This is a genomic window from Streptomyces sp. 15-116A (assembly GCF_025290915.1).
Lineage (GTDB): Bacteria > Actinomycetota > Actinomycetes > Streptomycetales > Streptomycetaceae > Streptomyces.
In genome coordinates this window covers 1-11,754 of record NZ_JAOCQE010000201.1, presented here as the reverse complement: position 1 = coordinate 11,754, position 11,754 = coordinate 1, and the positions used below count along the sequence as shown (strand labels likewise).

At 70.8% G+C, this 11,754-nt stretch carries 8 protein-coding genes; 1 reads left to right on the top strand and 7 read right to left on the bottom strand.

What is annotated here, in order from left to right; genetic code table 11:
- The 5 genes from N4P33_RS25615 to N4P33_RS25595 all read right to left on the bottom strand — a co-directional run.
- Positions 1–575, bottom strand: a 575-nt coding sequence (locus N4P33_RS25615; RefSeq protein WP_260829108.1) for a beta-galactosidase, incomplete at its 3' end; no start/stop codon positions are given.
- Entirely contained in the window at positions 575–2,749 is a 2,175-nt protein-coding gene (locus N4P33_RS25610) for an exo-alpha-sialidase (RefSeq protein WP_260829107.1), read from the bottom strand. The genes N4P33_RS25610 and N4P33_RS25615, both read right to left, overlap by 1 nt.
- A gap of 90 nt (positions 2,750–2,839) precedes the next feature.
- Positions 2,840–3,760 carry a carbohydrate ABC transporter permease gene (locus N4P33_RS25605; protein WP_260829106.1) on the bottom strand — a complete coding sequence of 307 codons (921 nt, stop codon included), beginning with the start codon at positions 3,758–3,760 and terminating at the stop codon, positions 2,840–2,842.
- Positions 3,757–4,791, bottom strand: coding sequence for a sugar ABC transporter permease (locus tag N4P33_RS25600; RefSeq protein WP_260829105.1), 1,035 nt, complete (start codon positions 4,789–4,791; stop codon positions 3,757–3,759). The genes N4P33_RS25605 and N4P33_RS25600 overlap by 4 nt, the downstream gene beginning before the upstream one ends.
- Before the next feature lie 32 nt (positions 4,792–4,823).
- Positions 4,824–6,512, bottom strand: coding sequence for an extracellular solute-binding protein (locus N4P33_RS25595; RefSeq protein ID WP_260829104.1), 1,689 nt, complete (start codon positions 6,510–6,512; stop codon positions 4,824–4,826).
- Between the two features lie 299 nt (positions 6,513–6,811).
- On the opposite strand from N4P33_RS25595, the gene N4P33_RS25590 reads away from it, so the two are divergent.
- The gene (locus N4P33_RS25590; RefSeq protein WP_260829103.1) at positions 6,812–9,649 is read left to right on the top strand and encodes a glycoside hydrolase family 3 C-terminal domain-containing protein; all 2,838 of its coding nucleotides are present in this window, start codon (positions 6,812–6,814) and stop codon (positions 9,647–9,649) included.
- Positions 9,650–9,737: 88 nt separating this feature from the next.
- Here N4P33_RS25590 and N4P33_RS25585 read toward each other — a convergent pair whose 3' ends face one another.
- Both N4P33_RS25585 and N4P33_RS25580 read right to left on the bottom strand, forming a co-directional pair.
- Entirely contained in the window at positions 9,738–11,183 is a 1,446-nt protein-coding gene (locus N4P33_RS25585) for an aldehyde dehydrogenase family protein (protein ID WP_260829102.1), read from the bottom strand.
- A gap of 139 nt (positions 11,184–11,322) precedes the next feature.
- Positions 11,323–11,754: CdaR family transcriptional regulator (locus N4P33_RS25580; protein WP_260829101.1), on the bottom strand; the 432-nt coding region annotated here is incomplete at its 5' end.

Genomic DNA, 11,754 nt, shown 5'->3' with positions numbered 1-11,754 from the left:
TGGCTCCAGAAGGCGGTGCCCCAGGCGGTGTTGAGTGCGTCGAGGGTGCCGTACTTCTGCTGGAGCCAGCGCCTGAAGCGGGTGGCGGCCTCGTCGCCCCAGTCGTAGGTGCAGTACTCGTTGTTGATGTGCCACATGGTGAGGGCCGGGTGGGTGGCGTAGTGGGCGGCCAGGTCCTCGGTGAGGGCGGCGGCGTGGCGGCGGTAGGTGGCGCTGGAGTGGGAGAAGTGCTGCCGGCCGCCCCACCACTCGACGCGGCCGTCCTCGTCCCGGGGCAGGGTGTCGGGGTGGAGGTGGCCCAGCCAGGGCGGCGGGGAGGCGGTCGGGGTGGCGAGGACGACGCCGATTCCGGATTCGTGCATCAGGTCCATCACCCGGTCCAGCCAGCCGAAGTCCCGCTCCCCCGGCCGGGGTTCGAGCCGCGCCCAGGAGAAGACGCCGAGGGTGACGGAGTTGACCCCGGCCTCCCTCATCAGCCGGACGTCCTCCTGCCAGGTCTCCTCGGGCCACTGTTCCGGGTTGTAGTCACCGCCGTAGAGGAGGCGCCCGCGCGTGACATCGCCGAGACGGGGCATCAGACGGGCTCCCCGTACTGGATCCCCCGCCCATTGGTGGCGAGGTAGACGCGCCCGTACACGCGCGGATCACCGGTGATGGTCTCGCCGATCCAGCCCCACTGGTGGGCGTCGTCGTTGATCCGCACCCAGCTCTTCGCCTCGTCGTCGGAACGGTAGACGGCGGTGATCGCCTCGGTGGAGCCGACCTGGTAGATCGCCGGGTACGAGGCCCCGTCGGCGGCCTTGCCGAAGCCGAGGGTGTAGGAGGCCCAGCAGCTCTCGACCTTGGTGAAGCTCCCGCCCCCGTCGGTCGACCGGTACAGCCCGTTCCACTTGGCACTCAGCCACAGGTCACCGGACCGTCCGGGCGCGGCGACCACCTTGAACTGGCTGTCCCCGGAGGGCAGTCCGGTCGCCCGCGCGGTGAAGGTACGGCCGCTGTCGGTGCTGGCGAACAGGGTTCCCGTGTCGGTGTCGTAGGCGTACAGAAGCGTCGGGTCCACGGGGTCGGCGACCGGCATGGCGCCCTTGGGGAAGGTGGGGACCTCGGACCAGGTGCCGCCGTTGTCGGCGGAGCGGTGGGCGGGGTGCTTGGTGCCGTCCCCGTGCACGAAGGACCACAGCAGCGCGGTGCCGTCGGCGTTGGTGGCGATGGGTCCCGGCGCGTCCTTGGCGAGCGCGGGCTGCGCGGCGAAGGGCGCCCAGGTGCGTCCGCCGTCCTCGGACCAGGCCCCGTTGCCGTGGTCGCCCCAGCCGGCCCGGACGACGTAGGCGGGTCTGCGGGCGGCCTGGGCGAGCCCGGTGGCGGTGCCGAAGACGGGGTTGGTGGCCATGCCGCGCGAGGGGGAGGCGGTGAGGCGGTCGTGGTAGAGCACGCCGATGTCGCCGCAGCCGCTGATCAGGTGTGCCGGGCCGGCGGGCGGCGAGATCAGCTGGCGCACGGACGTCTCCTCCAGCCCGCGGATCTGCGGGGCCCAGTGCGTGAGGTCCCGGGTGCCGTAGAGGGTGGCGCCGGTGCCGTAGACGACGTGCCGGGAGTCGTACGGGTCGACGGCGAGCGCCTGGATCCACCAGCCGAACTTGGGTTGCTTCTCGCCCCACTTGAGGTACGGCGTCTCGGAGACGTCGAGCACGGCGGAGTCCTTCAGCGACCGCCAGCTGCGCCCGCCGTCGGTGGACCGGTACAGGGTGTCGACCGCCGCCCAGCGGTTGTTGGTGGAGACGACGACGGTGCCGGGACGCCGGGCGTCCACGGCGACTCCCCCGTAGCCGAAGGTGTCGGCGGAGCCGTCCGGGGCGACGGGAGTGACCTCGGTCCACCTGCCGTCGCGCGTGTCCAGCTTGTGCACGCTGCCGTCGGTCTGCCCGTTGGGCCCGGGCGCGTCGGCGTAGGTCACGTACAGCTCACGGGTGTGCCGGTCGTAGGCGGCACGGATGGGCACGCGGGCGGCGGCACCGGAGGGCTGCCCGGGGACGGCCCCCCAGGTGCTGCCGTCGAGGGTCCGGTACAGGCTGGCGGAGCCCCCGTCCCCCCAGCCGGCGTAGACGGCTCGCCCGGCGGCGACGAGCAGGGTGATGCCCTGGCCGGTGGCGGAGGGGGTCACCGGGAAGCCTTCGACAGGCGCCCAAGTAGTCCCCCGGTCGGCCGACTTGAGCAGACCGTCGTGCCGGGTGCCGAGCCACAGGGTGTCACTGTCGCGAGGATCGACGAGCAGCCGCTCCCCCGTCCCGCGCCCGTCCTCGTTGGCCCCGAGCTTGACGCCGAGATCCGTACGCCGCCAGCTGGCCCCCCGGTCCTCGGACCGCAGCACGGCCCCGTTCCCGGCCCAGGGCTGGCTGTACGTCCCGACGGCGAGGTAGACCCGGTCAGGATGAGCGGCATCGACGGCCATGGCTTCGACCCCGAGCAGATTCCAGTCGTCCCACCCGATGTGATCGAGCAGCGGCACCCACCGCGCTCTCCGGTCGTCCCACCGGTAGGCACCGCCGATATCGGTACGGGCGTAGGCAAGCCCGCGCACGGAAGGGTGGAAAAGAACGCCGGTGATGAACCCGGTCCCACCGATGACGACGTTCCGCCAGCGGTAGGAGCGGGACTGGGCAGCACGGGCCGGCAGAGCAACACCGACGGCAAGCGCGGCGGCGGCGGTTCCGGCAAGAACGGCACGCCGACTCAAGGGTGATGCGAACATGACAGCCACCTCGTCAACAGGGAGCGGAGAAACCTACCTAGGGGCGCGGGGAACTGCGCGACCAGCCACGACGAAACCCGCAGCCGAAATTCAACCTTTGACGGCCCCCGTAAGCATCCCCTTCTTGAAATGCTTCTGCACAAACGGCGACAACGCAGCCACCGGCAACAACGCCAACACCATCACAGCCATCTGAATGGCCAACGGCGACAACTGCCCCGTATTGATCTGCGCGGACAACCCCACCGGCCGCTCCTGCTTCTGCACCAGCTGAATCATCACGTTCTGCAGCGGCATCATGTCCTGATCCGTCAGATAAATGGACGCATTGAACCATGCACTCCAATACCCCACCGCATAGAACAACGCGATCACCGCCAGCACAGCCCGCGAAAGCGGCATCACGATCCGGAACAGAATCCGCCAGTCCCCTGCCCCGTCAATCCGCGCACTGTCGATCAGCTCCTGCGAGATATTCATGAAGAACGCCCGCAGCACCAGAATATTGAACACACTCACCGCACTCGGCAGAATCAGCGCCGCATAGGTGTCGGTCAGCCCCAGCGCCTGCACCAACAGATACGTGGGAATGAGCCCCGCCCCGAAGAACATCGTCGCCAGCAGGGTCATCAGAATCCACCGGTGCCCCAGCGACCCGCTGCGCGACAGCCCGTACGCGCACAGCACGGACACGGCCATGCTGAACACCGTGCCGACGACCGTCACGCCCACACTGACCAGCGCCGCCCGCTGCACCTGCCCGCCGCTCAGCAGCTCCTGGTAGGCGACCAGGGTGAAGCTCTCCGGGATGACGACGAGCCCCCCGGCCTCGTCGATCGTCTTCTTCGTCTGGAGGCTCGTGACGATCACGATCCACAGCGGAAACAGAATGGCCAGACACGCCAGCCCCAGAGCAAGACCCTTGCCCGCCTGCCCCGCCTTGGACGGCTCCTCCTCCCAGACGGGCCGGGGAGGCGCCGCCCAGCGGCTCGGCTGCTTCACCGCCGTCATTTCTTGTACACCCCCTGCTCGCCCATGAGATGGGCCACCTTGTTCGCGGTCAGCACCAGCGCCAGGCCGACCACGCCCTTGATGAGCCCCGCGGCGGCCGCGTAGCTGAAGTCCTGGTTGCGGATGCCGTTCCACCACACATAGGTGTCGAGGACCTCCGACGCCTCGACGCCCACCGCCTGCCGTTGCAGCAGCAGTTGCTCGAATCCGACGGTGAGCGCGTCGCCGACCCGCAGCACCAGCAGCAGCGCGATCACCGGGCGCAGCGCCGGCAGGGTGATGTGCCACATGCGCCGCCAGCGCCCGGCGCCGTCCATGGCCGCGGCCTCGTACAGGTCGTGGGACACCGACGACAGCGCGGCGAGGAAGACGATGATCCCCCAGCCGGCGTCCTTCCAGACGGTCTGTGCCGTCACCAGGTACTTGAAGACCTCCGGGTCGGTCATCAGGTCGAAGCCCTCGTAGCCGTGCTGCCGGAGGGTCTGCGCGATGATGCCCGCGCCGCCGAAGATCTGCAGGAAGACGGTGACGACGAGGACCCAGGAGAAGAAGTGCGGGAGGTACATGATCGCCTGCGCGACCGCCCGTACCCGGGGCCTGACCACGCTGTTGATGAGCAGCGCGAGCAGGATCGGGATGGGGAAGTACAGCACGAGTTGCAGGAAGAACAGCACGAAGGTGTTCTCCACCGCGTGCCAGAAGGCCGAGTCGGCGAAGATCCGCTCGAACTGGTCGAAGCCGGTCCAGGGGCTCTCCAGGATGGCGACGAAGCCGTTCTCGCTGAGGTAAGGGTCGTAGTCCTGGAAGGCGACCACATTGCCGAGGATCGGGATGTAGTTGAAGACCAGGACCAGCAGCAGGGCCGGCACCGTCATCAGGATCAGCGTGCGGTCGCGCCGGAATCTGAGTCTCCAGTTCAGCCGTCCGGCCCGCTTCCGCCCTTTCTCCAGCGGCGGTTCACCGGACTGCTCCGGGATCTTCGCGGTGTGCTGCGCCTCGGACGTCCCCCGAGGCACCGTGCTGTGCGACACGGCCTTCTCCTTGCGTCAGCCTCGGCCCCGGGTCAGTTCGCCGAGCCGTTGTCGTCGAGCAGCTTCCGGTACCAGTCGCGCAGTGCGTCGCCGCCCTTGCTCTTCCAGTCGGACACGGCCTGCTGGACGTCGCTGATCTTCTTGCGGCCGCGCACCACGTCGTCCTCGAGCTGCTCGAAGTCGTCGGCGAGGTTGGACCAGCGGTTGGGCTCGGTGACGGTCAGGCCGAAGAAGGAGGACTTCTTGGTGAAGGCGCCCATGCGCTGCTGCCACTCGACCATGGCCCGGGTGACGTCCGGGAAGTCGGGATAGGCGATGTAGGGGGCGGGGTTGCCGGTGTAGTCGTAGGCGCCGTTGACCTCGTTGACGCCCTGCTGGGTCTTGACCGGCAGGCCGTCCTTGATCTCGTAGTCCGTGCCCTCGACGCCGTAGGCGGTGAGCATGAACTCCTTGGTGCCGTAGGGCGCGGCGCAGAAGTCGCACAGTGCGAGGAAGTCCTTGATCTGCTGCTTCGACGCCTTCTTCGACACGAAGGTGAAGATGTTCGCCGGCTGCACCGCCCACAGGGTGGGGTCGCCGCCGTCGGGGCCGAAGATGTCGAAGGCGGCCATCTCGAAGTCGGGGTTCTGGGTGCGCTGTTCGGCGGTCTTGCCCCACCAGTCGGAGATGTTCTGGTTGTAGACAAGCACCTCGCCCGCGGTGAAGCGGTTGCCCGCGTCGCCGCCCGCCTTGCCCTGGACCGCGTCGGGGTGGACCACCTTGGCGGCGTAGAGCTTGCGGGTCCACTCCAGGGCCTCGAGGTACTGCTCGGTCTCGACGCGGTTGATCAGCTTGCCGTCCTGGAGGTTCCACCACAGCGCCTTGTCGCTGCCGGACAGGACGCCGAAGATGTTGAACGCCGTCCACTTCATGTCGTCGCAGGCCCAGCGCTTGGACCTGGCGCTCGTGGCCTCCTTGGCCCAGGCGAGGAACTCGTCGGGGCTCCCGGGAACGCTGTAGCCCTCCTTGGCGAACAGGTCCTTGCGGTACAGCGGCGCGATGTCGGTGACGTAGGAGGCGGGCATGGGGATCGCGCGGAGCTGCCCGCCGAAGATGCCGCGCTGCCAGGCCTCGGTGGGCACGGCGGCGAGGTTCGGGTAGTCCTTGACCTTGTCGCCGGAGAGGTAGGGGCCGAGGTCGGCGAACTTGGCGTTGATGGCGCTGGGTATGCGGCCCATCAGGTTCCAGCCGGGGACGACCACGACGTCGGGGATGTCGCTGGAGGCGAGGATCGCGCCGAGCTTCTGGTCGTAGGTGACGCCGTCCTGGTTCTGCCAGGTGACCTGGACGCCGACGGCCTTGTTCATCGCCGTGTAGTACGGGTTGTCGCCCTTGGGCGGGGTGCCCCAGAACGGGGACATGATCGTCAGCCGGCCGCCGCTGCCGAGCGGCTTGGGGACGGAGGTCTTCAGTTGGGCCGTCGGGATCGCCTTGGTGAAGCCGGCCGCCGAGCCGTTCTTGGCGGGGATGTCCGGGGTGACGACGTTCGACGCCACGAACGCCGGGAGGAGCTTCTCGGCGTCCTTGCCCGAGGTGGTGCCCTCCTTGCGGCCCTCCTGCCCGCCGCCGCACGCGGCGAGCAGCGGCATCCCTCCGGCCACCGCCGCGGTGGCGACCGCCGTGGAGGCGAGGAAGCTTCTCCGGCTGGGCCGGGAGGAGGTGGGGGCGGCGTTCGGCGTCATTGCGTCAACCCTTCATGGCGCACCAGGACACCCGGCGGTGGCCGTCGGCGGCGATTGCGTGAATGTGTCGAAGCGCTTCGATGTTGCTGCGAGGTTAAGTGAACACCCAGGGGCGCACAAGGGTCGCTTCCAAGATTCCTGACAGGGCTCACGGTCGCCCGGCAGGCGTGAACCGTAAGGAGTCCACGCAGCACTCCCGCTCCCTCACGGCAGGATCCCTTGACACTCGACCCCGCACCGCAGCAGCATCGAAGCGCTTCGAAAGCGCCTCCCGCGCTCCATCCCGAGGGGACGATCACGTGACCGCACACCCGCCGCCTACGCCGCCTTTCCGCGATCCGCGGCTGCCGTTGGCGAAGCGCATCGACGACCTGCTGCCGCGGCTCACCCTCGACGAGAAGACGGCCTTTCTGCACCAGTTCGCGCCCGCCGTCGAGCGCCTGGGCATCGGCGCCTTCCGCACCGGCCAGGAGGCGCTGCACGGCGTCGCCTGGATGGGCCCGGCAACGGTGTTCCCGCAGGCGCTGGGCCTGGGCGCCACCTGGAACCCGGAGCTGGTGCGCCGGGTCGGCGAGGCGGTGTCCCGGGAGATCCGCGCGATGCGCGCCCGGGACGAGCGGGTCGGCCTGAACGTGTGGGCCCCGACCGTCAATCTGCTGCGCCACCCGCTGTGGGGCCGCAACGAGGAGGGCTACGCGGAGGACCCGGCCCTCACCTCGGCGATCGCCACCGCCTACACCCGCGGCCTGCGCGGCGACCACCCCGTCTACTGGCGCACGGCCCCGGTGCTCAAGCACTGGCTGGCCCACAACAACGAGACCGGCCGCGACACCTCCTCCAGCTCCGTCCGGCCCCGGGTGCTGCACGAGTACGACCTGCGCGCCTTCCGCGACACCGTCCGGGCGGGCGCGGTGGCCGGGGTGATGCCGGCGTACAACCTGGTCAACGGCCGCCCCAACCACGTCTCGCCGTATCTGCGCGCACACCTGCGCACCTGGACCGAGGAGGAGCTGCTGGTCTGCTCGGACGCGGGCGCGCCGTCCAACCTGGTCGACTCCGAGCACTACTTCGACACCCAAGAGGAGGCCACCGCGGCGGCCCTGAAGGCGGGCGTCGACAGCTTCACCGACCACGGCACGGACAGCTCGAAGATCGTGGGGCGGGTCGAACGCGCTCTGGAGCAGGGCCTGTTGTCCGAGGCCGACATCGACACGGCCGTCCGGCGCCAGCTCTCGGTGCGGTTCCGGCTCGGCGAGTTCGACGGGTACGAGGACGCGGGCGCGTTCGACGCTCCGGAGCACCGGGCGCTCGCCCGGGAGGCCGCAGAGCAGGCGGTCGTGCTGCTGAAGAACGACGACGTGCTGCCCCTCGCCCCGGACACGCGCATCGCCGTCGTCGGGCTGCTCGCCGACGAGTGCAAGCTCGACTGGTACAGCGGCACGCTCCTCCACCGCTCCACTCCGCTGGAGGGCCTCTACGAGCGCTTCGGCGCCGAGCGCGTGGAGTTCGCGGAGGGCGTGGACCGCGTCCTGCTGAGGACCGCCTCCGGTGCCTTCCTGCACGTCCCGCCCGCGCCCGAGGCCCCCGACACGGTGCGGGGCGCCGAGGGCGCCCTCGATCCGGCGCTGCTCGGGGGCCGCACCGACCTGCCCCCGCTCACCGCCGCCCCGGCCGGCACCGAGCTGGCCCTGGTCGACTGGGGCGACGGCGTGCTGACCCTGCGCGCACCCGACGGCCGCTACCTCTCCGTCGCCGAGGACGGCTACCTGCGGGCCTCCGCCGACCAGCCGGGCGGCTGGATCGTGCAGGAGACGTTCCGCCTCGAACCGCACGAGAACGGTCACCTCCTCAGGCACGTGGGGACAGGACGCCATGTGCGGGTCGCCGCCGACGGCGTGAAGGTTGCCGCCCCGGGGGAAGAGGATCGCGAGGTCTTCGAGCTGGTCGTCGCCGAGCGCGGCGAGGACGCGGTGGCCCGGGTGGCGGCCCGCGCGGACGTGGTCGTGGTGGTCGCGGGCAACGACCCGCACATCAACGGGCGCGAGACCGAGGACCGTACGACGCTGCGCCTGCCCGCCCAGCAGGAACTGCTGCTGCGCGCGGCCCGCGCCGCCAACCCGAACACGGTGCTGGTCCTGGTCTCCGCGTATCCCTACGCCGTGGACCCGGCGCCCCTCCCGGCGGTGCTGTGGACCGCCCACGGCGGCCAGGCCGCGGGCACCGCGCTGGCCCGGGTGCTCGCCGGTGACGTGTCCCCCGCGGGCCGCCTCCCGCAGACCTGGTACGCCGACGACGCGGACCTGCCGGGGCTGCTCGACTACGACGTCATCGGCTCCCGCCAGACCTACCTGTACTTCGACGGCACGCCGCTGTTCCCCTTCGGGCACGGCCTGTCGTACGCGGCCTTCTCCTACGGGGAGTTGACGGCGCGGATCACCGGCGAGTCGGTGCACGTCTCCTTCTCGGTGACCAACACCGGTGCCGTCACCGCCGACGAGGTGGCCCAGCTCTACACCCGCGCCGTCGACCCGTCGGTCCCGCGTCCGCGCCGCGAGCTGGTGGGGCACCGGCGCGTGACGCTCGCGCCCGGCGAGCGGACCGAGCTGTCCTTCGAACTCCCGCTGCCCGCCTTCGCGTTCTGGGACGTCCGGGTGGGCCGGTGGCGGGTGGAGCCGGGCCCGTACGAGCTGCTGGCCGGGGCGTCCAGCGAGGACGTCCGGCTCCGGACCACGATCACCCTGGACGGGGAGCCGACCCAGCCCCGCCGGATCCTCCAACGGGGCCTGGACGCCGCCGACTTCGACGAGCAGTGCGGCACCGAGATCGCCGACCGCGGCAAGGTGTCCGGCGACGCGGTGACCCCGAGGGCCGGTCAGACGGGCGAACTGCTCTTTCGTGACTGCGACTTCGGGGACGGGACACAGGAGGTTTCCGTCGAGGTCTCCGGCTCGGGCGCGGTGGAACTCTCCCTCGACGGCGGCCCGGTGCTCGCCACGCTGTTCCCGGAGACGCCCACACCGGGCCCGTACGCCTACGTCACGCTCCGCGCGTCCCTCCCGGCCGTCACCGGCGTGCACGACGTGCGGCTCGGGCTGCGCGGCCCGGTGCGGCTCGCGCGGGCCGGCTTCTCCGGCTGAGGGTCCGGAAGCAGGCCGGCACCAAGAAGGGGCCCGGCACCGGAAGGCTCGGTGCCGGGCCCCTTCGGACGGGGTGCGACCGGGATCGTCAGAGGGCGAGACCGGTCAGGACCATCACACGCTCGTAGGTGTAGTCGTCCATCGCGAACTTCACGCCCTCGCGGCCCACGCCGGACTGCTTCGCGCCGCCGTACGGCATCTGGTCGGCGCGGTAGGAGGGCACGTCGCCGATGACCACGCCGCCGACCTCCAGCGCGCGGTGGGCGCGGAAGGCGGTCTGCAGGTCGTGCGTGAAGACGCCCGCCTGGAGGCCGTACTTGGAGTCGTTGACCGCGTCGAAGGCGGCAGCCTCGCCGTCGACCTTCTGCACGGTGAGGACGGGTCCGAAGACCTCCTCGCAGGAGATCGTCACATCGGCCGGTACGTCGGTGAGCACGGTCGGCGCGTAGGAGGCGCCGTCGCGCTTGCCGCCGGTGAGGAGCGTGGCACCGGCCTCGACGGCCTCCTGCACCCACGCCTCGACGCGCTTGGCGGCGTCCTCGCTGACCAGCGGGCCGACGTCGGTCTTGTCGTCGCTCGGGTCACCGGTGACCTGCGCCTCGACGGCGGCGACGATGCGCGGCAGCAGCCGGTCGTAGACGGAGGCGTCGGCGATCACGCGCTGCACGGAGATGCAGGACTGGCCGCCCTGGTAGTTGGAGAAGGTGGCGATGCGGGTCGCCGCCCAGTCCAGGTCCTCGTCGCTCGCCCAGTCGGCGAGGACGACGGCCGCACCGTTGCCGCCGAGCTCCAGGGTGCAGTGCTTGCGCGGCACCGAGTCCATGATCGCGTAGCCGACCTGCTCGGAGCCGGTGAAGGAGATCACCGGCAGCCGCTCGTCCTGGACGAGGGCGGGCATCTTGTCGTTCGGGACCGGCAGGATGCTCCAGGACCCGGCGGGCAGCTCGGTCTCGGCGAGCAGGTCACCGAGGATGAGGCCGGACAGCGGGGTCGCCGGGGCGGGCTTGAGGATGATCGGCGCGCCGGCGGCGATGGCCGGGGCGATCTTGTGGGCGCACAGGTTCAGCGGGAAGTTGAACGGGGCGATGCCCAGCACGACGCCCTTGGGGAAGCGGCGGGTGAAGGCGAGCCGGCCCTGGCCGCCGAGGTCGGTGTCGAGGCGCTGGGCCTCGCCCCCGTTGAAGCGGCGGGCCTCCTCGGCCGCGAAGCGGAACACGGAGACCGCGCGGCCGACCTCGCCGCGCGCCCACTTGATCGGCTTGCCGTTCTCGGCGGAGATCAGCTGCGCGATCTCCTCGGTGCGCTCGACGAGACGCCGGCTGACGTGGTCGAGGGCGGCGGCACGGACGTGGGCGGGCGTGGCGGCGAACTCGTCCCGCACGGCGTACGCGGCGGCCACGGCCTCCTCGACCTGGGCGTCGGAGGGCACGCTGACCGAGCCGACGACCCGGCCGTCCCACGGGGAGGTGACGTCGAAGGCGGCCTCGCCGGTGACCTGGCGGCCGGCGAGCCAGAAGGCGTGGGTGGAAGTCATGTCTGAGTCCCGGCCCTTCCGCGTTGGGGGTGAATACAGGGGTTACGGATCCACGGTAGGGGTGGGGTCGTGCGGGGTCGTTTGTCCGAGTCGTAGCAGTCGGGTGGCGCGGCACTACGCAATGGCCAGTGCCGGGGTTCTAGTCGCTGGACGTCGCCTTCAGGGCCAGCCACAGCTCCATGCGGACGTCCGGGTCGTCCAGGGAGCGGCCGAGGATCTCCTCGACGCGGCGCATGCGGTAGCGCAGGGTGTGGCGGTGGACGCCGAGGTCGGCGGCGGCCGCGTCCCACTGGCCGTGCCGGGAGAGCCAGGCGCGCAGGGAGGCGACGAGGTCGCCGCGGCCGGTGGCGTCGTGTTCGTACAGGGCGCGCAGCAGCCCGTCCGCGAACGCCCTGACCGCGTCGTCGGCGAGCAGCGGCAGCACGGATCCGGCGGCCATCTGCTCGTGCTCGACGAGGACGCGCCCGCGCCGCCGGGCCACCGACAGGGCCTGTTCGGCCTGCTTGTAGGCGGCGGACGCGGCGATGGGTCCGGCCGGTGCGGACAGGCCGACGACGAGTTCGTCCTCGTC

Bases quoted from the DNA above. Each gene is read 5' to 3' on its own strand.
- N4P33_RS25610 (WP_260829107.1), bottom strand. From the start codon at position 2,749: ATGTTCGCATCACCCTTGAGTCGGCGTGCCGTTCTTGCCGGAACCGCC.
- N4P33_RS25605 (WP_260829106.1), bottom strand. From the start codon at position 3,760: ATGACGGCGGTGAAGCAGCCGAGCCGCTGGGCGGCGCCTCCCCGGCCC.
- N4P33_RS25595 (WP_260829104.1), bottom strand. From the start codon at position 6,512: ATGACGCCGAACGCCGCCCCCACCTCCTCCCGGCCCAGCCGGAGAAGC.
- N4P33_RS25585 (WP_260829102.1), bottom strand. From the start codon at position 11,183: ATGACTTCCACCCACGCCTTCTGGCTCGCCGGCCGCCAGGTCACCGGC.